This window comes from Streptomyces sp. NPDC058307, assembly GCF_042880295.1.
GTDB lineage: Bacteria > Actinomycetota > Actinomycetes > Streptomycetales > Streptomycetaceae > Streptomyces.
This window is the reverse complement of sequence record NZ_JBHVYZ010000093.1, coordinates 1-25442: the sequence shown is the minus strand read 5'-3', so window position 1 is coordinate 25442 and position 25442 is coordinate 1. Positions and strand designations below refer to the sequence as shown.

General features: G+C 72.6%; 21 protein-coding genes. 17 read left to right on the top strand and 4 right to left on the bottom strand.

From position 1 onward, the window contains the following. Positions 1 to 53: 53 nt before the first annotated feature. Entirely contained in the window at positions 54 to 716 is a 663-nt protein-coding gene (locus tag ACFVYN_RS38400; RefSeq protein WP_390006942.1) for a ScbR family autoregulator-binding transcription factor, read from the bottom strand. 144 nt (positions 717 to 860) lie between these two features. Between ACFVYN_RS38400 and ACFVYN_RS38395 the strand changes: the two genes are divergently transcribed. The 4 genes from ACFVYN_RS38395 to ACFVYN_RS38380 all read left to right on the top strand — a co-directional run bounded on the left by ACFVYN_RS38395 (position 861) and on the right by ACFVYN_RS38380 (position 4530). Beyond that, positions 861 to 1787, top strand: coding sequence for a ScbA/BarX family gamma-butyrolactone biosynthesis protein (locus ACFVYN_RS38395; protein WP_390006940.1), 927 nt, complete (start codon positions 861 to 863; stop codon positions 1785 to 1787). 67 nt (positions 1788 to 1854) lie between these two features. Next, the gene (locus ACFVYN_RS38390) at positions 1855 to 2502 is read left to right on the top strand and encodes a ScbR family autoregulator-binding transcription factor (protein WP_390006938.1); all 648 of its coding nucleotides are present in this window, start codon (positions 1855 to 1857) and stop codon (positions 2500 to 2502) included. Positions 2503 to 2552: 50 nt separating this feature from the next. After that, positions 2553 to 3704 (top strand): damage-control phosphatase ARMT1 family protein, encoded by a 1152-nt coding sequence (locus ACFVYN_RS38385; RefSeq protein ID WP_390006937.1) that lies wholly within the window; start codon positions 2553 to 2555, stop codon positions 3702 to 3704. Positions 3705 to 3777: 73 nt separating this feature from the next. Next, entirely contained in the window at positions 3778 to 4530 is a 753-nt protein-coding gene (locus ACFVYN_RS38380) for a class I SAM-dependent methyltransferase (protein WP_390006936.1), read from the top strand. Here the strand turns inward: ACFVYN_RS38380 and ACFVYN_RS38375 are convergent. Beyond that, on the bottom strand, positions 4488 to 7502 hold the full coding sequence (locus ACFVYN_RS38375) for a tetratricopeptide repeat protein (RefSeq protein ID WP_390006935.1): 3015 nt from the start codon (positions 7500 to 7502) through the stop codon (positions 4488 to 4490). The genes ACFVYN_RS38380 and ACFVYN_RS38375 overlap by 43 nt on opposite strands. Before the next feature lie 225 nt (positions 7503 to 7727). On the opposite strand from ACFVYN_RS38375, the gene ACFVYN_RS38370 reads away from it, so the two are divergent. The 10 genes from ACFVYN_RS38370 to ACFVYN_RS38325 all read left to right on the top strand — a co-directional run bounded on the left by ACFVYN_RS38370 (position 7728) and on the right by ACFVYN_RS38325 (position 19224). Then, on the top strand, positions 7728 to 8594 hold the full coding sequence (locus ACFVYN_RS38370; protein ID WP_390006934.1) for a TIGR03619 family F420-dependent LLM class oxidoreductase: 867 nt from the start codon (positions 7728 to 7730) through the stop codon (positions 8592 to 8594). 57 nt (positions 8595 to 8651) lie between these two features. Beyond that, a complete protein-coding gene (locus tag ACFVYN_RS38365; protein WP_390006932.1) occupies positions 8652 to 9641 on the top strand; it encodes an ABC transporter substrate-binding protein in 990 nt (329 codons plus the stop codon). Between the two features lie 50 nt (positions 9642 to 9691). After that, positions 9692 to 11830, top strand: a complete 2139-nt coding sequence (locus ACFVYN_RS38360; RefSeq protein ID WP_390006930.1) for an ABC transporter permease — start codon at positions 9692 to 9694, stop codon at positions 11828 to 11830. A 56-nt stretch (positions 11831 to 11886) separates the two neighbouring features. Beyond that, positions 11887 to 12681 carry an ABC transporter ATP-binding protein gene (locus ACFVYN_RS38355; RefSeq protein WP_390006947.1) on the top strand — a complete coding sequence of 265 codons (795 nt, stop codon included), beginning with the start codon at positions 11887 to 11889 and terminating at the stop codon, positions 12679 to 12681. A 127-nt stretch (positions 12682 to 12808) separates the two neighbouring features. Beyond that, complete coding sequence (cyc2, locus tag ACFVYN_RS38350) at positions 12809 to 14968, top strand: germacradienol/geosmin synthase Cyc2 (RefSeq protein WP_390006928.1); 2160 nt, start codon at positions 12809 to 12811, stop codon at positions 14966 to 14968. Between the two features lie 208 nt (positions 14969 to 15176). Continuing rightward, the gene (locus ACFVYN_RS38345; protein ID WP_390006927.1) at positions 15177 to 15554 is read left to right on the top strand and encodes a LysR family transcriptional regulator substrate-binding protein; all 378 of its coding nucleotides are present in this window, start codon (positions 15177 to 15179) and stop codon (positions 15552 to 15554) included. An 88-nt stretch (positions 15555 to 15642) separates the two neighbouring features. Beyond that, the gene (locus tag ACFVYN_RS38340; protein WP_390006945.1) at positions 15643 to 16233 is read left to right on the top strand and encodes a PDZ domain-containing protein; all 591 of its coding nucleotides are present in this window, start codon (positions 15643 to 15645) and stop codon (positions 16231 to 16233) included. Positions 16234 to 16367: 134 nt separating this feature from the next. Continuing rightward, the gene (locus tag ACFVYN_RS38335; protein ID WP_390006926.1) at positions 16368 to 16991 is read left to right on the top strand and encodes a LysE family translocator; all 624 of its coding nucleotides are present in this window, start codon (positions 16368 to 16370) and stop codon (positions 16989 to 16991) included. 116 nt (positions 16992 to 17107) lie between these two features. Continuing rightward, the gene (locus ACFVYN_RS38330) at positions 17108 to 18232 is read left to right on the top strand and encodes an aminopeptidase P family protein (protein ID WP_390006924.1); all 1125 of its coding nucleotides are present in this window, start codon (positions 17108 to 17110) and stop codon (positions 18230 to 18232) included. 47 nt (positions 18233 to 18279) lie between these two features. Then, a complete protein-coding gene (locus ACFVYN_RS38325; protein ID WP_390006944.1) occupies positions 18280 to 19224 on the top strand; it encodes an aminoglycoside phosphotransferase family protein in 945 nt (314 codons plus the stop codon). A gap of 40 nt (positions 19225 to 19264) precedes the next feature. On the opposite strand, the gene treZ is transcribed toward ACFVYN_RS38325, so the two are convergent. Next, positions 19265 to 21010: a malto-oligosyltrehalose trehalohydrolase gene (gene treZ / locus ACFVYN_RS38320; protein WP_390006922.1), complete on the bottom strand. Its 1746-nt coding sequence runs from the start codon at positions 21008 to 21010 to the stop codon at positions 19265 to 19267. A gap of 173 nt (positions 21011 to 21183) precedes the next feature. Here treZ and ACFVYN_RS38315 point away from each other — a divergent pair, with 173 nt between their 5' ends. From ACFVYN_RS38315 to ACFVYN_RS38305, 3 genes are all read left to right on the top strand, one after another. Beyond that, positions 21184 to 21735, top strand: coding sequence for an FHA domain-containing protein (locus ACFVYN_RS38315; protein ID WP_037720227.1), 552 nt, complete (start codon positions 21184 to 21186; stop codon positions 21733 to 21735). A gap of 138 nt (positions 21736 to 21873) precedes the next feature. After that, positions 21874 to 23238 (top strand): M14 family zinc carboxypeptidase, encoded by a 1365-nt coding sequence (locus ACFVYN_RS38310; protein ID WP_390006920.1) that lies wholly within the window; start codon positions 21874 to 21876, stop codon positions 23236 to 23238. Further along, complete coding sequence (locus tag ACFVYN_RS38305) at positions 23235 to 23666, top strand: SSI family serine proteinase inhibitor (RefSeq protein ID WP_390006918.1); 432 nt, start codon at positions 23235 to 23237, stop codon at positions 23664 to 23666. The genes ACFVYN_RS38310 and ACFVYN_RS38305 overlap by 4 nt, the downstream gene beginning before the upstream one ends. A gap of 40 nt (positions 23667 to 23706) precedes the next feature. On the opposite strand, the gene ACFVYN_RS38300 is transcribed toward ACFVYN_RS38305, so the two are convergent. Next, entirely contained in the window at positions 23707 to 24957 is a 1251-nt protein-coding gene (locus ACFVYN_RS38300) for a M14 family zinc carboxypeptidase (RefSeq protein WP_390006917.1), read from the bottom strand. Positions 24958 to 25442: the final 485 nt, after the last annotated feature.

Here is a 25442-nt window from a genome sequence, read left to right as displayed (position 1 = left end):
GGCCGGTGCGGATGGCGCACCGGCCGGCCCGCTCGCGTGGTGCCCGCGCCCGCTCACACCTCCGCGCCCACCAGTTCACCGCTCGCGACGGACGCCAGCACCCGTGCCCCGCGGTCGGGCCGGCTGTCGAGGCCGGCCAGCACCCCCGGCACCGCGATGCTCGGCAGCAGATGGGCCCACATCACGGAGATCCGGTGCCCGAGATCCTCCCGCCCGTTGAGCGCCCGTGACATCAACTGCACCCCGGCGAACGCCCCCACCAGCAGATCCGCCGTGTTCCGGGGCTCCACCGTCGGCAGCAACTCGCCCTGTTCCCGGGCCGCTTGCAGCATCGCCACCAGATGCTCGCTCCACTGCCGGAACGGACCCGTGTGATCGACACCGGGTGGTGCGCACTGGTCCACCGTCAGCCGCACACTCCCCTTCAGAAGGGAGTTGGTCCGCAGCCGCTGCCCGAACACGAACGTCATGTCGACGATCTCCTGCACCTTGCACGGATGCGGCGGAACAGCGCCCAGCGACAACTGCTCGTCGAGCACCGCCTGGGCCAGGGACTCCTTGGAGGGGAAGTGAAAATACAGGGCACCTTTGGTGACCTCGGCCCGCTCCAGCACCATCGCGATGGTGCTCGCGGCGTACCCGTGCTCGTCGAAGACGGCGCCCGCGGCCTCCACGATCGTCTTGCGTGTCCTGATGGCGCGCTCCTGTCTCGCCATAAGAACCCCTCCCATGCGCCGAGTTCGGATCTCGTCCGGTCTCGATCAGGTCACATTGAAAACAGACCGGAATCCCTCGTACTCTATCGCTCACCGGCACGGGCACCTCACCGTCCGTCATCGCTTCGGAGGAACGGGGGAAACATGCCAGAGTTACGGCAGTTCACGCGGGCCCGGGCCGGATCCGGGCCCCTGACGGCGACGGTACCCCGGGAGTTCGTGCACCGGGTGGCCGTCGCCGAGATCCTCCTCACCGGCTGGACCAGGACGGACGCCGACCGGTTCACGATCACCGCCCAGTGGCCGCGTGCCCACCAGTTACACGTGTCGGCGGACCGCTCGGCGTACGAGCCGCTGCTGGTTGCAGAAACGCTCCGTCAGTGCGGGGCGCTGCTCGCCCACGCGGCGTACGAGGTCCCGCTCGGACACCGGTTCGTCCTCCAGGAACTGCGGATCGACACCCGTCCGGAGCACCTCGCCGTCGGCGCCGCCCCCGCCGAACCCGTCGTCGACATCACCGTCGCGGACCTCCGCCGCCGCGTCGGCCGCCCGGCCGCCCTGCGCTACGACGCCGTCGTACGCCTGGGCGGTGAGCGGGTCGCGACCGGCAGTATCGCCGTGACGTGGACGAAGGAGTCCGTCTACCGCCGACTGCGCGGCGGACGGACCGCCGATGTCGGTGCCCTGAGGCTGCCCGGGCCGCTGCCACCGCCACTGCCCGCTGACACGGTGGGGCGGGCCCTCGCCGCCGATGTCGTCCTCTCGCCGGGCGCACGCCCCGGCCGCTGGTGGCTGCGGGTCGATACCGCACATCCTGTTTTCTTCGACCACCCCCTGGACCACATCCCCGGCATGTTCCTGCTGGAGGCGGCCCAACAGGCCGTACGGGCACACGGGGGGCGGGAGCGCCGGTGGCCGGCGTCGTTCCACGCCGCGTTCCACCAGTACGTGGAGCTCGACGAGCCGGTCTGGACGGAAGTGAGCGACGAGGTCGACGGTGACGTACAAGTCATCGCGCTGCAAGGGGAGTCGGTGGTCTTCGAGTGCCTGGTGGGTGTCGCCGCACGGTGAGATATCGTGTACAGGGAGTAAGAAACAAACGGCATGGCCCGTTCTTTTCCGTAGGAGTGTGCAGTCGATGCCGAGGCAGTTACGCGCTGAACAGACCCGAGCGACGATCATCACCGCCGCCGCCGATCTGTTCGACCGTCGCGGCTATGAATCGACCAGTCTCAGCGACATCGTCGCGCACGCCCACGTCACCAAAGGCGCGCTCTACTTCCACTTCGCGGCGAAGGACGATCTCGCGCACGCGATCATGGAGATCCAGTCGCGGGCGTCACGGCAGCTGGCGGGGGACGTGGAGGCCCGGGGTTACACCTCGCTGGAGGCGCTGGTCCGCGTCACCTTCGGGATAGCGCGGTTGTCGGTCGAGGGGCCGTTGCTCCGGGCCGGACTCAGGCTCGCCACCGGGGGAGTCGAGCCGCGGCCGCCGCTGCGGCATCCGTTCACGGAGTGGCTGGACCTGGCCACGGGGAAGCTGCAGGGGGCGGTCAAGGAGTCCGACCTCCACCCGGACACCGACGTGGACGCGATCGCGCACTCGCTGGTGTGTTTCTTCGTCGGCACCCGGGTGGTGGGGCGGCATCTGGAGCCGGTGGGGCGGCAGCCACGGCGGCTCGCGCAGATGTGGTACGTGCTGATCCGGGGGCTGGTGCCGGTTCCTCGCCGCGCGCGGTATCTGGCTCTGGTCGGTCAGCTGGAGCAGGAGAGCAGGGGCGGCTGAGCCGCGTAGCGACGCGGCTCCGCCTCCCCGAGGTGGCTACAGTCACCGGCATGTCTCCTTCCGCGGCCGTCATCCTCGGCAACGACCCCGGCTCCTTTCCGCACGGTGTGCTCGCCGAGCGGCACCCCGCGATCATCGGGCAGGTGCGGGAGGCCTTTCCCTACGGGCCCGAGCAGCACCGAGCGCTGGACGCACTGCTCGACAACTGCACCAAGGGAGTGATCGAACCGCTGCCCGACGGGGCGTGGGGCGAGTGGGGAATCGACGACCACGTCGGCAAGTCCTGGTTCGACGTGCCGTGGCTGTGGTCCGAGAGCTACTTCTACCGGCGGCTTCTCGATGCCGTCGGGTACTTCGGGGACGGGCCCTGGCGCGGCATCGACCCCTTCCGGCCCTCCAAGCTGGCCGAACTCGACTCCCGCGAGACCGACGAGGAGCTGGCGGCACTGGACGAACTCGCCGGACGGCCCGTCGAGGAGCGGGAGACGGCCCTGTTGCACGGGTCGCTGTGGGGGAACCGAGCTGACCTCGGATTCCGGCTCTCCGACGGGGAGGCCGAGGGACGGGACGCCGTGCCTGATCTGGTCGCCGACGACAGCGACCGGCTCCGGTCGCTGCTTGACGGCGTAGGCACTCTCTGCCTGATCGCCGACAACGCCGGACGCGAGCTGATCCCCGACCTGCTGCTCGTGGCCCACCTCCTCGCACACGGCCGCATCGAGAAGGCCGTGCTGCATGTGAAGCCGTACCCCTACTACGTCTCCGACGCGACCACCGCCGACGTGGTCGACGCGCTGCGCCGGCTCGTGGGGGCGCCGGGGGAGGCCGCGGCGTACGGGCGGTGGCTGTGGGACGCCATGGCCGACGGGCGGCTCGAAGTCCGCGCGCACGCGTACTCCTGCGCTCCGCTGCCCTACGCGGACATGCCCGACGACCTGCGTGCGGAGATCGCCGGGGCCGCACTCACCGTCCTCAAGGGTGACCTCAACTACCGGCGCCTGGTGGGCGACCGGTGGTGGGCGCCGACCACGCCGTTCGCCGACGTGACCGCCTACTTCCCGGGGCCGGTCGCCGCCCTGCGGACGCTGAAGTCCGATGTGATCACCGGACTCGACGGGCGCACGGAGCGCGCACTGGTCGAGGCGGAGGGGCGGCGCTGGCGGACGAGCGGGACCCACGCGCTCATCCAGGTCCGGCCCTGAGGAGCGTTATGCTGCCGACTTGTACCGGTGGGCTGCCTTACGTCCCGCCGACGGGCAGCGAAAGAGGACGTCATTGACCCCGCGGTACCTGAGCAATCCTGGGGAGCCCGTCTACGACGTGGACGCGCGGCGCTATCTCGACGTCACGGACGCCCCCGACGAGGCAGACCTGCACGACGTGTTCACGGACATCTACCGCACCAACCGCTGGGGCTCCGACGAGACCCGCTCGGGTCCGGGCTCCGAGCTGCAGCGCATGAAGCAGGTGATCGCCCGACTCGGCGCCCTCATCGAGGACCTGGGTGTCCGTTCGGTGCTGGACGCGCCGTGCGGGGACCTGAACTGGATGCGGCACGTCGAACTGCACGGCGCCTCCTACCTCGGCGGGGACGTCGTCGCGGAACTCGTCGCGGCCAACCGTGCCGAACACCCCGGCCCGGAGCGGGAGTTCCAGCTGCTCGACTTCACCGCCCAGCCCGTGCCGCGCGTCGATCTCATCGTGTGCCGGGACGCACTCGTGCACTTCTCGTACCAGCATGTGGTGGAGGCGCTGACCCGGTTCCGGGAGAGCGGCTCGCGCTATCTGCTCACCACGACCTTCTCCCGGACGGCCGCCAACACCGACATCGTCACGGGCTGGTGGCGGCCGATCAACCTCCGCCTCGCCCCCTTCGGACTGCCGGAACCGCTCCAGGTCATCGGCGACGACGAGTCCGACGACTTCTACGACGACAAGACGCTCGCCCTGTGGGACCTGGCGCAGATCCCGGCACACTTCCCGGGCTACGAGCCGGTGGCCGCCGAGTCCGGATCCCTGGGCGCCTGATCCTCGGAACGCAGGCGCGCGAGGGCCTCCTGGGCGGCCAGCGTCCGTGGATGCCGTAACCCCAGGACCTCCTGGCAGGTGTCCCGCACCTCCGTGAACTCCGCCTCGGCAGCGGTGAGTTCGCCCTTCAGGCAGAGCAGTCCGGCGAGGTTGTGCCGTACCGACAGGGTCCCCGGGTGCCGGGGCCCCAGCGTCTCCACGCAGTCCGCGAGCACCGTCCGGTACTCCGCCTCCGCCTGCTCGACGTGCCCGCGCAGATGCAGGACGTGCGCGGCACCGTGCCGTACCGACAGGGTCAGCAGGTGGTGTTCGCCGAGCACCTCCCGGCGTGCCGCGTACACCTCCCTGAACTCCGCTTCCGCCGCCTCCAGTTGGCCCCGCTCCATCAGAAGGTCGGCCAGGTTGTGCCGGACCACCAGGGTGTGCGGGTGCATGTCGCCGAGCAGCCTGCGCCGGACCTCGAAGACCTCCCGGAACTCGGTCTCCGCGTCACCGGGCCAGCCCCGGTCGCGCAGCACGGTGGCCAGGCCGTGCCGGGCCGCCACGGTCTCGGGATGGTCCTCGCCGTAGGCGTCGGCGCGCAGCCGGAGCACGGTACGGAACTCGTGCTCGGCCTCGGCCAGCAGACCGCGGTCGCGCAGAACGTCGGCGAGGTCGTGGCGGACGGCGAGAGTGCCCGGGTGGCGCTCGCCCAGTACGTCCGCGCACACCTGGAGCGTCTCCCGCAGCTCCTGCTCGGCCTGGCGGAACATGCCGCGTTCGTGCAGCACCTGGGCAGTGTCGTGCCGGGCGCTCAGGGTGTCGGGGTGGCGGTCGCCGAGCGCCTCGCGGTAGGCGTCGAGCAGCAGGCGGTGCTCCTCCTCGGCCTCCGCGAGCAGCCCGCGCTGCTGTGACATGCGGGCCACGCCCTTGCGGGCGGCCAGCGTCTGCGGGTCGCGTTCGCCGAGCAGGGTACGACGCGTCGCGTGCACCGAGCGGTACTCGACCTCCGCCTCCGCCGGCCTGCCCCGGTCACAGAGCAGCTCCGCGAGGGCGTACCGGGCGTCGGCGGTCTCGCCGGAGCCGTCACCGAACAGCGCCCGGGTGTCCTCCAGGACCGAACGCACCAGCGTCTCGGCAGCGGCGAGCCGACCCCGCAACTGGAGCAAGTGGGCGGCCGCGGACCGTACTTCGAGCGCGTCGGGGTCCCTCGGACCGCACGCGAGCACCACCGGCTCGCACGCCCCGAGCACCTCCTCGGCCCGGTCCAGCCAGCCCCGCCGGATCAGATGCCGGGCCCCGGCCGCCGCCGCCCGCAGCGCCTTGGAGACCAGGTCGTCCTCCGCCTCGTACGGATCGCCGATCAGGGCCAGCGGGGCGTCGCAGTGCGGGAGCAGCAGCCGCCAGCGCGGCCAGTCGCGCGGGTCGTCCTCGCTGAGCTCGGCGGTCGCGCAGACGACCAGGTCGGCCACGACGGCCGCGTACTCCCGCAGGTGCTCGGCGAGGTCCCGCTGGAGCCGGCCGGCGTCGCGGACGAGGGGGTGCATCAGCAGGGTGCGCGTGTGGTCGTCGCCGCCGCGCGGGGTGTGCAGCTCGACCAGACCGAAGTCGGCCAGCGAGGTGAGCGCGGTGAACAGTTCCTGGGGGGTGACACCGGGCAGCAGCGAGGAGTCCGCCAGCCGGTCGGGCCGAAACAGACCGACCAGCGGCACCGGCGCCTCGCCCAGGCAGCACAACAGCCGCATCAGCGGCCGGGCGTGGACGATGCCCCGCCGCTCCAGGAGGTCCAGCGACAGCTCCCAGGTACCGGTCACCGGGACGGAGTAGTTGCTGCCCTGCCGCCCGGGCGGACGCTCGTCGAGGAGTTCGGTGAAGCGCTCGTCGAGGGCCACGCGGTAGTCGGCGTACGTCCGCACGGTCGTGGTCCCCGGCCAGGCGGGGAACGCCGAGGCCGCCGCGAGATGCGAACCCGCGATGCGCAGCGCCAGCGGCAGCCCGCCGAGCCGCCGGGTCAGCAGCCGGGCGTCCTCACGGGAACCGGCCCGCTCCCCGGCGAGGTCCCAGAGCACCTCGGTGGCGTCGGCCTCCTCCAGGGCGTCGACCGAGTGCAGCGTGGCCCAGGGGCCCCAGGTCGTCGGGCTGCTGTCCCGGCTGGTGATCAGCACCAGGCCGGGCAGCTCCGCGGCGGGCCGGATCCAGCCCCTGCCCTCGGCCAGCCGGCCGTAGGGCGCGAGGTGTTCGGGCTCATCGGCGTTGTCCACCACGAGCAGCCACGGGTTCGGGGTGTCGCACAGCCGCCGCCACAACAGGTCGGTCGCGCTCGACCGCCCTGACCAGGCACGGTCGATGAGATCCGCGGGCGTGCCGAGCGCGGCCACCACCTCGCGCATCCCGGCGCTCAGCGTGGCGGGGTTCTTCGCCGTCACCCACCACACGTCGACGTTCAGCGCGGCGGCGTAGGCGGCGATCTCCAGGGCGACCGTCGTCTTCCCGCTCCCGCCCATGCCGTGCAGCACCCGCACACCCGAAGTCGGCTTGCCCACCAGCTGTTTGAGCGTGTCCAGCAATGGCTCACGGCCCCGCACCCGGCGGTCGAGCCGGCCCAGAGGAGGCGCGACGGTCAGCGCCCCCGGGGCCCGGACGGGCTCCAGCGGGGCCTGGGCCGGCTGGACCTGGATGAAGACCGGGCGCGCGAAGCCGGAGAACTCCTGGACGAACTCGGCCAGCAGACCGGACAGCGCGGGATCCCGGGCCAGCAGATCGCGCAGGGTGGTGTCCCACTGCTGCCGCTGCTCCCGCAGCATGATCTCCTGCCGGTCCGGCGGTGCCGCGTCGAGCGCCGCCCGCGCCCGGTCCAGCCGCTCGACGTCCTCCCGCCGCAGGAACCGCGCCATCCGCTGCCGAGCCGCGTGCCAGGCATCCGTGGTCATCAGCCCGACCATCGTGCCCGCGGCGGCTGCCGCGGTCTGGGTGAACAACTCTCCGCCGAACATCGAGGACCCCCCTGTCGGCACACACCTCGACGGTTACGTCCGAACCCCTCTCCCGTCCCCAGGTTCTCATGTCAGGTGGTTCCGAAGGGACTTGATCCCGCCGATGAAGTGCGAAAAACGAGCCGCCCGGGCGCCTCGGTGGCCCGGCGGGGGATGAGCGGGTGCTGTCGCGGTGTTGGCCCAGGAGTACCGCCCCCCGCCCCCATCCCACGGGAGTCACCCCGCATGCGCATCGGAGTCGCACCGCACCGTCTGTGGCCCGCTCACGAGGACGAGCTCGACGGCGTCCTCGAAACCGCCCGAACCGCCGAGGAGTTGGGCTTCGACCACCTCATCGCGAGCAGCCATCTGCTGGCCGGCGCGGTGGGCGTGACCCCGGACCCGGTGGTCCTGCTGTCCGCCGTGGCCGGCGCGACCACTCGGATCGGGCTGGTGACCAGCGTCCTGATCCTGCCCCTGTACAACCCGGTCGTCGTCGCCCACCAGACCGCCACGCTCGACCGGCTCTCCGGCGGCCGCTTCACGCTCGGAGTCGGCACCGGGTGGGACACCGCGGAGTTCGACGCCGCCGGGGTCCCCTTCGCCGGGCGAGGCCGCCGCGCCGACGAACAGCTGGACGCCGTAGGGAAGTTGTGGCGCGAGGAGACCGAGGTACGGCTCGGGGTGCGACCGCGCACACCCGGTGGACCGCCGGTGTGGGTGGGCGGCCACAGCGACGCGGCCCTGCGCCGGGCCCTGCGGTACGGCGACGCGTGGCACGGTTCCGGGCTCGACGCGGCCGGACTCGCCGAGGTACGGGGCCGATTGGCGAAGCTCGGCAAGGAGGCGGGGCGGGATCCGGCCACGCCGCTGGAGCTGACGGCGGGTCAAATCCTCGTACCCCCGGGCTTCGAGGCGGCCGTACGACCGCCCGGTCGGCGCCCGTTGGGCGGGGCGGACCCGTCCGCCGAGCGGGTACGTGAGGAGCTCCGGCAGCTGGCCGACGCCGGGCTCACCGCCTGCTCCCTGTGGCTGCCGGTGGCCACCGAGGCACTGCCCGACGCGCTCGGCTGGGTCGCCGAGGAGATCCTTGCGCAGGTCGCCGAAGACTGACGATTTCGGCTGACCTTGGTGTAGTGATCATGTGAACGGGTCGGCCATCATGCCCGGATGACGTGGGGACTGGCGTTACGACCTTGGCGATCGGGAAGCGGAAGGGCGGCCGCCGCCGCGGCCGCCCTCGTACTGGTACTGACGGGCTGCGGAGGCGACGGGGACTCCTCGTCCACGTCCTCGGACGGCGGGCGGACGACGGTCAGGGTGGCCGCGCTGCCCCTGAGCGACAGCGCCATGCTCTACATCGCGCAAAACCGCGGCCTGTTCGAGAAGGAAGGCCTCGACGTCCGCATCCAGCAGATCCAGCAGAGCCTCCAGGCGCTGCCCGCCCTGTCCAAGGGGCAGATCGACATGGTCGCGAGCGCGAACTACGTCACCTACTTCCAGGCCCAGGACCAGGGCACCCTCGACATCCGCATCGTCGCCGAGGCGATCAGGGCGGCGCCGCGCATGATGGACGTCCTGGTGCCGAAGGACTCGGACATCAAGACCCTCGCCGACCTCGCGGGCAAGAAGCTCGCCGTCAACGTCCTCAACAACGTCCAGTCGCTGACCCTCAACGAGATCCTGGCGAAACAGGGCGTCGGCCGGCCCGTCTACCGGCAGATCCCCTTCCCGCAGATGGGTGCCGCCCTGGACAAGGGACAGGTCGACGCCGTGCACGCGGTCGAGCCCTTCGACAGCTCCATCCAGGACGAGTCGGGGGCGAGGGTCCTGGTGGACGGGGCGTCCGCGCCCGTCGAGTCGATCCCGCTCAGTGGTTACATCAGTACGGAGAAATACGCCGCAAAGAACGCCGACGCGCTCGCCCGGTTCCAACGGGCCCTGAAGGCGGCCGTGAAGCTCGCCGACGCGGATCCCTCCCTGGTGCGTGAAGTACTGCCGACGTACACCAAGGTCACCAAGGAGCAGGCGGCGAAGATCGACCTGCCGGTGTATCCGGCGACCATGGACGGAACGCAGCTCGCCCGGCTCACGGCGCTGATGGAGAAGCAGAAGATGCTGAAGAAGCCGATCGATCCTTCGGCGTTGCTGGTGAAGTGAGGGGATCGGGGCGACATTTGGTCGGCACGGGGCGTGAAGGAGCCGGGCCCATGCGTCTGCTGAGGGGGCGTCAGGAGTTGTGGCTCGGCGTCCTCGGGGTGCTGCTCGCTTTCGGCGTGTGCGAGGGGGTGAGCCGGGCCGGGCTTGTCCGCCGCGGTTATCTGCCGCCGGCCTCCGAAGTCCTCGCCCGTGCCGTCGAGTTGGCGGGCGACTCCGCCTTCCTGAACGGGATCGGGGTCACCCTGCGCGCCTGGGCGCTGGGCCTCGGCCTCGCCTGCGCGATCGCCGTGCCCCTCGGGCTGCTGCTCGGCAGCGTGCCGCTCGTCGACGCGGCCGCCCGGGCCGTCGTGGAGGTGCTGCGGCCCCTGCCGTCCGTCGCCCTGATCCCCCTGGTCTCCCTGCTCCTGGGCTCCGGCACCGGGACCGAGGTCGCGCTGATCACCTACGCCTCGGTGTGGCCCATCCTCTTCAACACCGTGTACGGCCTGGGAGAGACCGATCCCCTCGCCAAGGACACCCTGCGCGCCTTCGGCTTCGGCCGCCTCACGGTCCTCCTGCGCGCGGAACTCCCGGCCACGGCGCCCTTCATCGCCGCCGGCATCCGCATCTCCGCCGCCGTCGCCCTCATCCTCGCCGTCGCCACGGAGATCCTCTCCGGTTTCGGTGAGGGCCTCGGCATCTTCATCGCCCAGGCGGGCCTGGCCACGAACGGCACGAGGGATGTGCTGGCGGGTGTGGTGTGGGCGGGCGTTCTGGGGCTCGTCATCAACGGAGTGCTGGTGTGGGGAGAGCGACGGCTGTTTCCCTGGACCCCGGAACATCGGGAGACCGGGGGAGGGGGCGACCCGATGAGCGCGAGGGATGCGTCTGGGGGTGAGGAGCGCCGGGGGGAGACACTGGGGGAGGCGGAACTGGTGGTCGGTGAGGACGACGGCGACTGCGACCGCGACGGCGACGGCGGAGAACCTGTGGTGTACCCGCCTTCGCCGTCGGCGGGGGAGCCGTCTGGCTCGGGTCGTGTGTCGCCGTTGGTGGGGGAGTCGGCTGGTTCGGGTCGTGTGTCGCCGTTGGTGGGGGAGTCGGCTGGCTCGGGTCCTTCGTCTCCCTCTGTGGGGGAGTCGGCTGGCTCGCGCTCTCCGTGCCCGCCGATGGTGGAGTCACCTGGGGTGGCTCCGTCCTCGCCTCCGACGCGGGAGTCGGCTGGTTCGGGCCCTTCGTCCCCGCCCATGCTGAAATCACCTGAATCGCACCCGCCCTCGCCCCCGACGCGCCACTCCTCCGGCCAGTGCCCTCCGTCCTCGCCGACCCCGGCGTCCCCCGCGCCGCACCCGCCCCCGCCCTCGACGCGCCAGTCACCCGAGCCCCAGCCGCCCCCGTCACCGAAGGCATCCGAACCCCGCTTCCGAGCCGTCGCCGCTCACCCCACGCTCCTGCGCCGGCTGGTCCTCCTCCTCGCCGTCGGTGTGTGGGAGTTGGCCACCCGGGCGCGCCGCAGCGTCTACTTCCCGCCCCCGCACCGCATCGCGCGCCACATCCACGAGCTGTGGTTCGACGGGCCCGCCCGGCACCTCTTCCTCAGCCAGGCCGCCGTGGACGACATCCTGCCCAGCCTCGGCCGGATGGCCGCCGGGTTCGCGCTGGCGGCCGTCGCGGGAGTCGTGCTGGGTGTCGTGGTGGGCCGCTCGCGGCGGGCGTACGCACTGGTCAACCCCGTTCTCCAGTTCGCCCGGGCCGTCCCGCCCCCCGCACTGGTCCCCGTCTTCGTCGTGGTCTTCGCCTTCGGCACCCCGATGCAGATCGCCTCGATCGCCTTCAGCGCCGTCTGGCCCGTGCTGATCAACACCGCGGCCGGCGTCCGCAACACCGACCCGCTGCGCCTCGACGTGGCCGCCGTTCTGCGCCTGAACACCGCCGAACGCCTGTGGTTCCTCGTCCTGCCCTCCGCCCTGCCCCGCATCTTCGCCGGGCTGCGCCTGAGCCTTTCGCTCGCCCTCATCCTCATGGTGTTCTCGGAACTGCTGCCGGGCACCGCCAACGGCATCGGCTTCACACTCACCGAGGCCCAGACCCGCTCGGACCTGCTCACCGTATGGGCGGCCCTGGTCCTGCTCGGCGCCCTCGGCCATCTGCTCAACACCGGCCTGCTCGCGGTCGAGAGACGGCTGATCGGCAGGGAGAGGGCCACATGAGGCACACCAGTCACCTGAGTCACACGACCCGCTCCCACGAACAGGAGACCGACCGCATGCTCCAGCTCTCCGCGGTCGGCCAGCACTACGGCGACCACCAGGTACTGCACGACCTCACCCTCACCGTCCCCGCCGGTCAACTCCTCTGCGTCGTCGGCCCGTCCGGCTGCGGGAAGTCCACCCTGCTGCGGACCATTGCCGGTCTGCTCCCCGCCCGCCAGGGCACGATCACCATCGACGGCGCCCCGGTCACCGGCGTCCCCGACAGCCTGGCCGTCGTCTTCCAGGACTACGGCCGCTCCCTCTTCCCCTGGCTCACGGTCCGCGACAACGTCGCCCTGCCCCTGCGCCGCCGCGGCCTCGCCCGGGCCGAACGGCGGGCCGAGGCCGACCGCATCCTCGACCGCGTAGGCCTGTCCGGCGCCGCCCGCCGCCACCCCTGGCAGCTCTCCGGCGGCATGCAGCAGCGCGTCGCCATCGCCCGCGCCCTCGTCTGCCGCCCCACCCTCCTCCTGATGGACGAGCCCTTCGGCTCCCTCGACGCCCAGACCCGCGAGGACCTGGAGGACCTGCTCCTCGAGGTCCACCGCACCGACGGCACGACCATCGTGTTCGTCACCCACGACATCGACGAGAGCGTCTACGTCGGCGACCGCGTCGTCGTCCTCTCTCCGGGCCCCGGCTCCCGGATCGTCCTGGATCTGCCGGTCCGCCTCCCGGGCCGGCGGGACCAGATCGCCACCCGGGGACTGCCGGAGTTCGTCGCGCTGCGGGCGGAGGTGGGGAGGGCCGTACGCACCCCGAAGACCCCCAGAGCACCTGAACGTCCTGAACGTCCTGAACCGGGGTGAGGCGCGCGTAGAGATCAACGCCACAAGTCACCCCGAGAACTCCCGGCTTCCGCCCGGATTCACGCGATGGTGTGATCATGTGTGCCGCGACGGATGCCCGCGGAGGGCCATGGGTAGGGCCCGGCTCATGACGCAGCAGCCCTTCGAACTCCCGCACTTCTACATGCCGTATCCCGCGCGGCTGAACCCGCACCTCGACGAGGCCCGCGCCCACTCGTCCGTGTGGGCGCGCGAGATGGGCATGCTGGAGGGGTCCGGGATCTGGGAGCAGTCCGACCTCGACGCGCACGACTACGGCCTGCTCTGCGCCTACACACACCCCGACTGCGACGGCCCCGCCCTCTCGCTCATCACCGACTGGTACGTGTGGGTGTTCTTCTTCGACGACCACTTCCTGGAGACCTTCAAGCGCACCCAGGACCGCGCCGGCGGCAAGGCCTACCTCGACCGGTTGCCCCTGTTCATGCCGATGGACCTGTCGGCTCCGATGCCCGAGCCCGAGAACCCGGTCGAGGCGGGCCTGGCGGACCTGTGGACGCGGACCGTGCCGGCGATGTCCGCCGGCTGGCGCCGCCGCTTCGCCGTCGCCACCGAGCACCTGCTCAACGAGTCGCTGTGGGAGCTGTCGAACATCAACGAGGGGCGAATCGCCAACCCCGTCGAGTACATCGAGATGCGCCGCAAGGTCGGCGGCGCCCCCTGGTCGGCAGGTCTGGTGGAGTACGCGACGGCCGAGGTGCCGGCGTCCGTCGCCGGAACACGCCCCCTGCGCGTGCTGATGGAGACCTTCTCCGACGGCGTCCACCTGCGCAACGACCTGTTCTCCTACCAGCGCGAGGTCGAGGACGAGGGCGAGCTCAGCAACGGCGTCCTGGTCCTGGAGACCTTCTTCGGCTGCACCACCCAGGAGGCCGCCGACACCGTCAACGACGTCCTCACGTCCCGCCTCCACCAGTTCGAGCACACCGCCTTCACCGAGGTCCCCGCGGTCGCCCTGGAGAACGGTCTGTCGCCGGGCGAGGTGACCGCCGTCGCCCGGTACACGCAGGGCCTCCAGGACTGGCAGTCCGGCGGCCACGAATGGCACATGCGCTCCAGCCGCTACATGAACGCCCGTGCCGACACCACCTCGCCCTGGCAGGCCCTGACGGGCCCCGGCACCTCGGCCGCCGACGTCGGCGCCCTGCTCGCCGCGGCCGGCGCCGAGCGGCTGCGCGCCCACACGCACGTGCCGTTCCAGAAGGTCGGCCCGTCGCTGCTGCCCGACTTCTACATGCCGTTCCAGAACGAACTCAGCCCCCACCTGCCCGGTGCCCGCCCCCGCCTCGTCGAGTGGGCGCACCGCATGGGCATGCTCCAGGAGGGCGTCTGGGACGAGGACAAGCTCGCCGCGGCCGACCTCCCGCTGTGCTCCGCGGGCATCGACCCGGACGCGAGCCCGGAAGCCCTCGACCTCAGCTCGCACTGGCTGGCCTGGGGAACCTACGGCGACGACTACTACCCGCTCGTCTACGGCGGCCGCCGCGACCTCGCCGCCGCCCGCCTGACCACCCAGCGGCTGTCGGACTGCATGCCCCTCGACGGCGAGCAGGTCCTCGTCCCCGTCAACGCCATGGAGCGCGGCCTGATCGACCTGTGGGCCCGCACCACGGCCGAGATGACCCCCGACCAGCGGCGCACCCTCAAGGACGCCGTGAACGTGATGACCGAGAGCTGGGTCTGGGAGCTGGGCAACCAGATCCTGCACCGCATCCCGGACCCGGTCGACTACCTGGAGATGCGGCGCGCCACCTTCGGCGCCGACCTCACCATGAGCCTGTGCCGGATGGGCCACGGCCCCGCCGTCCCGCCGGAGATCTACCGCAGCGGCCCCGTGCACTCCCTGGAGAACGCCGCCGTCGACTACGCGTGCCTGGTCAACGACGTCTTCTCCTACCAGAAGGAGATCGAGTACGAGGGCGAGATCCACAACTCGATCCTCGTCGTGCAGAACTTCTTCGGCGTCGACTACCCGGCCGCGCTGCGTGTCGTCCACGACCTGATGACCCAGCGCATGCAGCAGTTCGAACATGTCGCCGCGCACGAACTGCCGGTCGTCTACGACGACTTCGGGCTCTCGGAGGAGGCACGCGAGGTCATGCGCGGCTATGTGACCGACCTCCAGCACTGGATGGCAGGCATCCTGAACTGGCACCGCACGGTCGACCGCTACAAGCCCGAACACCTGGCCGCCCGCACCCACGGCTTCCTCCCGGACCGTCCGCCGGCCCTCCCCTCGGCAGTCTGACAACGGAGACCCCGACCGCCAGGGACGTCCCCACCACCAGGGGCGTCCCGGCCGCTCGGTCCCTTCCGTGACGCCGTCCTCGTTGCCGTGGCCAACGGCACGGCGGACCTGGGCCTGACCGACGGCCTCGTCGCCCCCAGCGACCCGACCCGCTGCGCCTGCCCGACGTGGCCCCGCTCACCGCGCGGGGCGTCGGAGAGGAGCCCGTGTGCGTCCTGCTGCCGGATACCCATCTGCCCGGCGCGCCGGACTGCGCCTCGGGGACCTCGCCGACGCCCGCTGGGTCGACGCCCCCGACACCGCGCTCCCGCTGACCCGCCTCCGCGCCGCGCACGGCGGCCCGGGCTTCCGGCCCGCCCTGCGCTACGAGGGCACCGACGTGAGCGTCCTGACCGGCCTCGCCGCCGCCGGACACGGCCTGGTCCTGCTGCCTCGGTCGGCGGCCACCGGCGTGCCGGGCACGGTCGCCGTGCCGGTCGACCATCCGCGGGTCGTGCACCGGACGGAACTGGTGTACGCGGGTGCGCCGAGCGGAGCGGCGGCGGACTTCGTCGACCTGCTGGTTCCGGCCGCTTCCCGCTCCTGACTCCCCGTCAGTCTCACTCGTTCGTGGCTCGTCGCGCACCGGTACGCCGGGTAGTCACCAACCGGTGGTGATCCAGCCGGAGGCGATCATGGAACAGACTGCGTTGCGCCCCAAGCCGATGCCCGGTCGGGAGCCGGGCGGTGGCAGAAAGCCGGGGCCCGCCCGGCGCCCGCACGCCGTGCGCCGGCGCGGACGTCGGCTAACGACCCTGTTGTTCGGTCTGCTCGTCGCGGCCGTGCTCGTGCTGTCGGGGGTGGGCCTCGGGTCGGTCGGTGCCACGGTGATCGGCATGAGCAGACTGGCCGAACTCCGACGGCAGGCAGGCCCTTATCCGGGTGGCCTGTCCGCCTCGGCGCACCCGGGCCCCTCCCCGTCGTCCGCGGCGCCGACGACGGCCTCCTCGCCCGCGCCCGCCGTCGCGACCCTCGGCCTGGAGGCCGTGGACGCCGAGAAGGCGGGCGCGCTGGTGGTCGGCGTCCACGTCCCCGGCCCGGCCTACGCGGCGGGCCTGGTCCGCGGCGACGTACTCCTCGCCTTCGGCCGGACCCGCATCGACACGGCCGACGACCTCGCGCGCGCCGTCGCGGACGCCCGAACCGGCCGCGAGGTCGTGCTGACCGTCCGCCACCGCAGCGGCGGCTACCAGCAGCTGACGGCCGTACCGGGAGTCGTCACATGAGCTGACGTCCTGCACTCCGGCGCAGGACCGCCCGGTGCCAGGCGGTCCGGCGTGATGCCGCCGGTCGTCCCGTAGTGGGGGGTCGCGAGCGGAAACCACTGGTCCGATCCGGCTACCGGCGTCACGATGAGCCCATGCCCACCACGCTCATCGCCTTCCTGGGGGCCTGCACCCTCATCGCCGCGTCACCCGGACCGAGCACCGTGCTGATCATCAAGCAGTCGCTGCACAGCCGACGCTCCGGCTTCCTGACCGTCCTCGGCAACGAGACCGGCGTGTTCGTCTGGGGCGTCGTCGCCGCGCTCGGCCTGACCGCGCTGCTGACGGCCTCCGAGATCGCCTACGACGTGACGCGGATCGCCGGTGCCGTCGTGCTCGTCGCCTTCGGCGTCCAGGCGCTGCGGCAGGCGCGCCGCGCCAAGGTGGCGGCCGACGGCGGCGGCTGGGAGAGCCCCGGCAGGACCGGCTGGGCCGCCTACCGCGCGGGACTGTTCCTCAATCTCGCCAACCCCAAGGCGGCCGTCTTCGCGATGTCCTTCCTGCCGCAGTTCGTGCCCGAGGGCGCCCCGCACCTGCCCACCATGGTGGGGCTCGCCGCGTTCTGGGCGGTCTACGAGATCGGCTACTACAGCCTGTACGTGTGGTTCGTCGGCCGGTTGCGGACCGTGCTGTCCCGCGCGGGCGTGCGCCGGCGCCTGGAGCAGGTCTCCGGGGGCGTCCTGCTGCTCCTCGGCGTCCGCATGGCCCTGGAGAGCTGACGCGAGGGCCGGACTTCCGCCCCCTCCGTCCGAAAGACGTGTCGACCGGCTCGCGCGCCCCTCGCCGTCCGGGCAGGATGCTGCCCAACGACCCTCACCCACCCCAGGAGGCCCGGATGACCGGCACCGCAGCGCCCTTCGCCGCCGACGACTACAGGGCCCGCATGGAGCGCGCGGCACGGTCGGCCGCCGAGGCCGGGCTCGCCGGACTCCTCGTGGCCCCCGGCCCGGACCTGGTGTGGCTCACCGGCTACGCGCCCACCGCCGTCACCGAGCGGCTCACCCTGCTGGTCCTCGCGCCCGGACAGGACCCCGTCCTCGTCGTGCCCACCCTGGAGGCCCCGGACGCCGCCAAGGCCGTCGGCGCGAGCGCCCTGACCCTGCGGGACTGGACCGACGGCAAGGACCCCTACGCCGCCACCGCCGCCCTCCTGGACGCCGGCGGCCGGTTCGGCATCAGCGACAACGCCTGGGCCATGCACCTGCTGGGCCTCCAGAAGGCCCTGCCCGGCACGTCGTACGCCTCCCTCACCGACGCCCTGCCGATGCTCCGCGCCGTCAAGGACGCGGCGGAACTGGAGCTGCTGGCCGCCGCGGGAGCGGCCGCCGACGCGACGTTCGAGGAGATCCGCAAGGTTCCCTTCGGCGGCCGCAGGGAGTCGGAGGTGGCCGCCGACCTCGCCGGCCTGCTGCGCCGCTTCGGCCACTCCCAGGTCGACTTCACCATCGTCGCCTCGGGACCGAACGGCGCCAACCCGCACCACGAGGTGGGGGACCGGGTCATCGAACGCGGCGACATGGTCGTCCTCGACTTCGGCGGCCTCAAGGACGGCTACGGCTCCGACACCTCCCGCACGGTCCACGTCGGCGAACCCACCGACGAGGAACGCCGGGTGCACGACCTCGTGCGCGCGGCACAGGAGGCGGGCTTCCGCGCGGTACGGCCCGGCGTGCCCTGCCAGGAGGTGGACCGGGCCGCCCGCGCGGTCATCGCCGACGCCGGGTACGGCGAGTACTTCATCCACCGCACCGGGCACGGCATCGGCGTCACCACGCACGAACCGCCGTACATGATCGAGGGCGAGGAACAGCCCCTCGTGGCGGGCATGTGCTTCTCCGTGGAGCCCGGCGTCTATCTGCCGGGCCGTTTCGGGGTACGCATCGAGGACATCGTCACGGTCACCGAGGACGGCGGCCGCAGGCTCAACGACACCACCCGCGAGATGGTCATAGTGGAATGACCGAGCCCCCAGGAGCCCTCCACCCCTCGAGCGACTACGGCGCGACCATGACCCAGGCACCGACACCCACCGCGGACACGGTCCGCCGGCTGGTCCGTTCCCTGCTCAAGGACGGCACACCGGACACGGGCGGACCCGAGATCCGGCCGGTCGCCGAGGGTGGGCCCGCCACCTGGTGGGTCGGCGCCCGGCACGTCCTGCGTCTCGCCGGCGACCGCGAGGCCGCCACCCGCCGACGCCGAGAGCTGCGGCTGCGCGACCTGGTCCGCCCGCACCTGCCGGTCGCGGTGCCGACGAGCGTGGCGCAGGGTGAGTGGGCGCCCGGGCTGGCCTACACGCTCGACACCAGGGTGCCCGGCGGCTCGGCGGAGGAGCACGACGTGTCCGCCGTCGGCGAGGCCGACCTGGCCGGCCTGCTCACCGGGCTGCGCGAGGTGCCGGTACGGCAGGCCGAGGCGCTCGGTGTCCCGCGCGTCGCCCCGCGCTCCCTGGAGGCGCTGCGCCGGGAGGCCGGCCGGGCCGCCGAACGCCTTCGCGCGGCCGACGAGTTCGACCCGGCCCGGCTCCAGCAGCTCACCTCGCCGGCCGCGGTCCAGCTCGCCGCGCAGCCGGGCGGCGCGGTCCTCGTGCACCACGCGCTGACCGGCGAACACCTCGTGATCAGTGCCGATGGCCGGGTGCGCGGCGTCCTCGACTGGACCGAGACGGTCGTCGGCGATCCCGCCGAGGACATCGCGGGTCTCGCGCTCGCCGTCGGCTCGCCCGCCGCCGTCCGCGCCGCCACTCTCGCCGGGTACGGCGCCCGGCCCTGTCTGCGCGGGCTGTGGCTCGCCCGCTGCGACACCGTGATCCACCTCGCGGCAGGCCTGGACGGGCGCGCCGCCGAGCCCCTGCCCCTCCTGCGCACCCGGCTGCGGCGGGCCTGGGAGGCGATCCTGCTGGAACGCGTCACCGAGCTGCGGGACGAGGAGACGGACGACGCGGAGCTGTAGGCGGACGCTCCGCACGCTCCTCGTCAAGGAGCCCCGAAGGTCACGCCTGCAGCAGCACCACGCACGACTCCCCGGGCACATGCAGCACCCCGTCCGCGCCCGGCGCTTCCACCGGCTCCCAGGCCGCCAGGACGCTGGCCTCGCGGGGACCCAGCGGGATGGCCGCCGGCGACTTCGCGAGGTTCACGGCAACCCGGACGTCCCCGCGGCGGAAGGCGAGCCAATGCTGGTCCGCTTCGTAGGCGACCTTGGTGTCGGCGAGGTCGGGGTCGGTGAGGTCCGGGTGCTCGTGGCGCAGCGCGAGGAGCCGGCGGTACCAGGCCAGCACACGCGCGTGGGGCTCGCGGTCGAGCTCGGACCAGTCGAGGCACGAGCGGTCGCGGGTCGCCGGGTCCTGCGGGTCGGGTACGTCCTCCTCGGCCCAGCCGTGCTCCGCGAACTCCCGCCGCCTGCCCCGCCGTACGGCCTCGGCGAGCTCGGGATCGGTGTGGTCGGTGAAGAACTGCCAGGGCGTGCTCGCCGCCCATTCCTCACCCATGAACAGCATGGGCGTGAAGGGCGCGGTCAGCACGAGCGCCGCCGCACAGGCCACCAGACCGGGGGAGAGAGAGGCCGCCAGCCGGTCGCCCTGGGCGCGGTTGCCGACCTGGTCGTGGGTCTGGGAGTAGCCGAGCAGCCGGTGCGCCGCCGCGCGGGTACGGTCCAGCGGACGCCCGTGGCCGCGGCCGCGGAAGCTGGAGTAGGTGCCGTCGTGGAAGTAGCCGCCGGTGAGGGTCTTGGCGAGCGAGGCCAGGGGTGCGCGGGCGAAGTCGGCGTAGTAGCCCTGGGACTCACCGGTCAGCGCGGTGTGCAGGGCGTGGTGGAAGTCGTCGTTCCACTGCGCGTGCAGCCCGAGACCGCCCTGGGCGCGGGGCGTGATGAGCCGCGGGTCGTTGAGGTCGGACTCGGCGACGAGGAACAGCGGGCGTCCCAGTTCGGCGCCCAGGTTGTCGACAGCCGTCGACAGCTCCTCCAGGAAGTGGCACGCGCGCGTGTCGGCGAGCGCGTGCACCGCGTCCAGGCGCAGTCCGTCGATCCGGTAGTCCCGCAGCCAGGACAGCGCGCTGCCCAGCAGATAGGCGCGCACCTCGTCGGAGCCGGGGGCGTCCAGGTTGACCGCGGAGCCCCAGGGCGTGTGGTGGGTGTCCGTGAAGTACGGCCCGAAGGCGGGCAGGTAGTTGCCCGACGGGCCCAGGTGGTTGTGCACCACGTCCAGGACGACCCCGAGGCCCACCTCGTGCGCCCGGTCGACGAAACGCTTCAGGGCCTCGGGACCGCCGTAGGGCTCGTGCACCGCCCACAGGGAGACGCCCTCGTAGCCCCAGCCGTGCCGTCCCGGGAAGGGACACAGGGGCATCAGCTCGACGTGGGTGACGCCGAGTTCGACGAGGTGGTCGAGGCGGGCGGCGGCCGCGTCCAGGGTGCCCTCGGGTGTGTAGGTTCCCACGTGCAGCTCGTAGAGGACCGCTCCCGGCAGTGGACGGCCCGTCCACCGCGTACGCCAGGCGTACCGCTCGTGCTCGACGACGGCGCTGAGTCCGTCCGGGCCGTCCGGCTGACGGCGCGAGCGCGGGTCGGGCAGCACCGGGCCGTCGTCCAGCGCGAAGCCGTACCGGGTGCCGTCCCCGGCGTCCGCCTCGCCCCACCACCATCCCGAGCGCTCCTGATCGCGCTCCAACGCGCGCGTGGCGCCCTCGCAATGGAGCGTCACACGGTCGGCCTGCGGTGCCCACACCTCGAACTGCACGGACCGTTCCCCTTCGTCTGCTCCTCGTGATGTAGCCCGTCCGCCGTGTTTCAAACGCGATCAATCCGCCGTGAGATCTTCCCCTTTGCGGCAGGTGTCGTCAGGTGCGCACCGGTGGCGGCCGTTGTCTCGTTTTCTGGACACCCGGGGTTCACTGCCCGACAATCACCAACGTGACGTCGTCCTTCGAGTTCAACACGTACCCCGCGCGGCTGTCCGACGCGGAGCGCGACAAGGTGCTGAAGGTGCTCCGTGACGGCGTCGCCATGGGCCGGCTGTCGCACGACACGTTCGTGCGCCGCATGGAACTGGCCCTCGTCGCGCGCCGGTCCGACGAACTCGCCGTGCTCACCGCGGACCTGCCCCAGGAGAGCCGCGTCTCCCGGCTGGTGTTCGGCACCGTCGAGGCCGTCTCCGGCTTCACCGTGCGGCTGCGCAGGGCGTGGCAGGCCGAGCGCCTGCCCAAGCTGCTGCTGCCGCACCCCGGCAGCGGTCACGCGCTGCGCATCGGCCGCGACCCGGCGAACGGTCTGCGGCTGACCCACGAGACGGTCTCCCGCGTCCACGCCGAACTCAGCCGTCAGGGCGGCATGTGGGTCCTGCGCGACCTCGGCTCCACGAACGGCACCACGGTCAACGGCCGGCGGGTCATCGGCGCCGCCGTCGTCCGCGAGGGCGATCAGGTCGGGTTCGGCCGGATGGCCTTCCGGCTCGCGGTCAACTGAGCCCTACCTCACCTCTGGCCTGGGCTTTACCTGCGGTCGCGGCCCAAAACCCTTTCCGCCGCACGGTGTTGACGTACCCCTCAAGTCGTGACTGACTGTGCGTACACCGTGCACACCAGGTGAACCGACGGCACCACATTGTGGAGGTGTGCCCTGCCGCCCCTCCTCCGCTACCCGACCGTCGACGATCTCGGCGCACGGGCAGCAGCGCTCGTCGCCCGTCATCCCGCGGACACCCGACTGCGCCGCGCCGGCACCTCCCGCGCGGGCAACCCCCTGTGGCTGCTCTCCGTCGGCCACGGCAGCCGCCAGGCCCTCGTCGTCGCAGGACCGCACGCCAACGAGCCCGTGGGCGGCGGCACCGTCCTCAGACTGGCCGAGCGCGTGCTGGCCGACCCCCGGCTCACCGTCGAGGCCGACGCCACCTGGAACCTGCTGCTCTGCCTCGACCCCGACGGCCTGCGCCGCAACGAGGGCTGGCTGCGCGGCCCGTACTCACTCGGCCGCTACTTCCGCAACTTCTTCCGGCCCGGCTTCGGGGAACAGCCGGAGTGGCTGCCCGACGGCGCGGACGCCGCCGCACTGCCGGAGACCCGCACCCTCCTCGCCCTCCAGGACGAACTGCGGCCCTTCCTGCAGTGCTCCCTGCACGGGGTCGACGTCGGCGGCGGCTTCGTCGAGCTCACCCGCGACCTGCCCGGCCTCGCCCGGCGCGTCGCCCACACCGCGGCCCGGCTGCGCATCCCGCGCGAGCTGGGACCGTACGACACCCTCTACTGGCCGTGTCTGGGCCCCGCCGTCTACCGGATCCCGCCGCCCCGCCGCGGCGACCTGGCCGCCGCCATCACCGAGGCAGCCGTCGAGTCGACCTGGTACCACCCGCACCGGCACGGCACCGTGACCGCCGTCGTCGAGGCGCCCATGTGGGGCGTGGCCGCCGTCGAGGACGGCAGCACACCCGCCGACGCGGCCGCCGTGCTGCGTACCATCAGCCATACGCTGCGCCGCGACGCACGGCTCCTCAAGGACGTCCTGGCGCGGATCCGCCCGCATGTCTCGGCCGCCCCGGACGCGGCCCGGCTGCTCGCCCCGGTCGAGGACTATTTACTGGTCTGCCCCGGCCTCGCCGACGCCTGGGACCCCGACGTCACCGACGGCGGCCGCCCGCTGCCCCCGCTCAGCACCGGTCACCTGGCCGCGCTGCGCATCGCCGGACGGCGCCTCGCCCTGCGCACGGCCGGGCTCCTGCACCAGCTCGTGACCCGCGCGGGCGCCGACCCGGCCGGTGCGCTGCCGGAACTGGACCGGCTCATCGACCTGTGGTGCGCCGACTACCGCGACGGCTGCGGTGCCCGCTGGATCCCGGTGCCGCGCCAGATCGAGTACCAGTCCCGGGTCGTGCTCGCCGCCTTCGACCTCGCCGTGCGGCACGCGCCCGCGTGCTCCCGTTCGGGTGAGCCGGGCTGGGGTTCCGAGGCCGCCGTGCCGATGCATCGGGAATGACGCACACGAGCACAGCGACAGCGACAGCGGCACGGCGAGCGGCACACGTGGGCCTGACGGCGGCCACCGCCCTGCTCCTGGCCGCCGCGGCCCCCGCGACGGCCGGGTCCTCCGCTGCCGGCGACCATCTCTACCTCATGGTGACCACGGGTGACGGCCGCTCCAGTGACACCCGCGGCACCCTCCTGCTGTGCGACCCGCCCCAGGGCCACGGCCGTGCCGCCGAGGCCTGCGCCCAGCTGGACTCCGTCGGCGGTGACGTCGACGCCCTTCCGCCCGCCGACGTCTACTGCCCGATGCTCTACGCGCCGGTCACCGTCCAGGCCGACGGAGAGTGGAACGGCCGACCGGTCGAGTACCGCCGGACCTTCTCGAACGGTTGTGTGATGAGGGCGCGGACCGGGGCGGTCTTCGCACTGGACGGCTGACGCCCACGCGCGTGTGGGGTGGGGAGGGGGCGGGGCGGGCTCAATCCGCCCGCACACGCGCGTGCCGCGCCACCGCCACGACCGTGCGGGCCTGATGCTCGACCTGGTGCTCCAACGGCACCCAGCGGGCCCCGAAACGTTCCGCGAAGGAATCGCTCCACGCCTTGACGAGCCGTTCGAGACGCGGGGCCGCGCGGTCGTCGGCCTCCCGCAGGACCCGCAGCAGCATGGCCGCGGCCCGCAGCGGCAGCCGACGGGAGAACGCGTCCACGCTGCCGATGTACGCCTTCGAGTCGTCCGCGGGCCGGGTGTGGATCCAGTCCGCGGCCAGCCCCGGCACCAGCTCCAGACCCCAGGCGGCGGCCCGCAGCAGCGGCCCGTCGACGCCCTCCAGACGCGGCAGCGCCTCCGCCAGCACATGGTCCACCGCCCGCGCCTCACACAGCAGCCGGCCCGCCAGCCGCCGCATCGCCGCCGCCGGCGCCGGATGCGGGGCCGGATCGTCCACCAGGTCGCTCGCCCACATCGGCACCTCGACCACCGCGGTCAGACCGCCGTAGCGGTGCGCGTGGTACCAGGTGCTGAGCCGCGCGTCGTCCGGCATGCTCGGGTACGCCGCCCCCGCGCCCGGCGCCGGCATCACATGCACCCCGGGTCCGGACGCCGGCCAGCCCGCCGCGTCCGAGGCACCGGTCTCCACCGGGATGTGCAGCTGAGCCGCGGACTTGGCGAACGGCTCGGCGACACCCGGGACGTCCTTCGTCAACTGCACCCAGCTGCCGCCCAGATCGGTGCCGTGGAGGCTCACCTGGACGTAGGGCCGCAGTTCGTCGATCACTCCGGTCAGTGCGCGGGTCTCCGGCGGCAGCCGGTCCGGCGGCAGCATCGCGGGTGCCCACTCCGGCTGCTCCGGCCCGGCCGGCCGGAAGAAGCCGAGGTGGTAGTCGAAGAGACTGCGCGGCGCCGGGGTGACGTGGAGGCTCGCCCCGTCGGGATCCGCGCACAGCAGGAAGTGCCAGGACGTGTCCGACCTCAACTCCTCCTCGGCCAGCACCCGCCGGGCAACCGCCAGAGCCGCGGGGCCGCCGGCCGGTTCGTTGGAGTGGGCGCCCGCGACCACCAGCACGGCTCTGCTGGCCTGCCCGACCGACAGCACATGCAGGGGCCTGCCCGCGCGCGAGACACCCACCTGCCTCAGCCGGCAGACGCCGGGCCACAGTGCGGCCAACGCCCGCGCGGACCGGACCAGTTCGGTCACCGTGGGGTAGCGCAGCTCCGGCAGGAGACTCACCCCCGACACGTCCGACCGGCCTCGCAATCCGCAGTACCCCACGGTCCGGTTGAGCTGTCAAGCACACCGTGGGGGAGCCTCCGGGGGCGCCCGGAGGCATTTGCCGGCAGCCGGTGAAGCCGTGGGTGCAGACGGGGTCCGCGCGCACCTGCGCCCCCGGTGGCGGCACCGGCATCACTTCTGGTGCGGTCCCCGCCCGGCCGACGTCAGGAACGCCTCGGCCACCGCCTCCGACAGCGTGGGATGCGGGTGCACATGTCGGGCCACATCGTCGGGCCCGGCGTCCAGCCGGCGATCAGCCGGCTCCCGGCGACCGCCTCGGACGCGTGGGGGCCCACCGGATGCCTCCGAGGGCCCGGTCGCCGCAGGCTTCCGTCGCCACGGACTGACTACCAGTCAGTCCGTGGGGTCCCGCACCACCAGCGGCACCCGGCGGTGTCGTTTAAACAAAAACGCGCCCACCAGACACACCAAAATAGCGTGTG

Coding starts and splice junctions, on each gene's coding strand:
- ACFVYN_RS38400 (WP_390006942.1), bottom strand. CDS start 716: ATGGCGAGACAGGAGCGCGCCATCAGGACACGCAAGACGATCGTGGAG.
- ACFVYN_RS38395 (WP_390006940.1), top strand. CDS start 861: ATGCCAGAGTTACGGCAGTTCACGCGGGCCCGGGCCGGATCCGGGCCC.
- ACFVYN_RS38390 (WP_390006938.1), top strand. CDS start 1,855: ATGCCGAGGCAGTTACGCGCTGAACAGACCCGAGCGACGATCATCACC.
- ACFVYN_RS38385 (WP_390006937.1), top strand. CDS start 2,553: ATGTCTCCTTCCGCGGCCGTCATCCTCGGCAACGACCCCGGCTCCTTT.
- ACFVYN_RS38375 (WP_390006935.1), bottom strand. CDS start 7,502: ATGTTCGGCGGAGAGTTGTTCACCCAGACCGCGGCAGCCGCCGCGGGC.
- ACFVYN_RS38370 (WP_390006934.1), top strand. CDS start 7,728: ATGCGCATCGGAGTCGCACCGCACCGTCTGTGGCCCGCTCACGAGGAC.
- ACFVYN_RS38365 (WP_390006932.1), top strand. CDS start 8,652: ATGACGTGGGGACTGGCGTTACGACCTTGGCGATCGGGAAGCGGAAGG.
- ACFVYN_RS38360 (WP_390006930.1), top strand. CDS start 9,692: ATGCGTCTGCTGAGGGGGCGTCAGGAGTTGTGGCTCGGCGTCCTCGGG.
- ACFVYN_RS38355 (WP_390006947.1), top strand. CDS start 11,887: ATGCTCCAGCTCTCCGCGGTCGGCCAGCACTACGGCGACCACCAGGTA.
- cyc2 (WP_390006928.1), top strand. CDS start 12,809: ATGACGCAGCAGCCCTTCGAACTCCCGCACTTCTACATGCCGTATCCC.
- ACFVYN_RS38340 (WP_390006945.1), top strand. CDS start 15,643: ATGGAACAGACTGCGTTGCGCCCCAAGCCGATGCCCGGTCGGGAGCCG.
- ACFVYN_RS38335 (WP_390006926.1), top strand. CDS start 16,368: ATGCCCACCACGCTCATCGCCTTCCTGGGGGCCTGCACCCTCATCGCC.
- ACFVYN_RS38330 (WP_390006924.1), top strand. CDS start 17,108: ATGACCGGCACCGCAGCGCCCTTCGCCGCCGACGACTACAGGGCCCGC.
- ACFVYN_RS38325 (WP_390006944.1), top strand. CDS start 18,280: ATGACCCAGGCACCGACACCCACCGCGGACACGGTCCGCCGGCTGGTC.
- ACFVYN_RS38305 (WP_390006918.1), top strand. CDS start 23,235: ATGACGCACACGAGCACAGCGACAGCGACAGCGGCACGGCGAGCGGCA.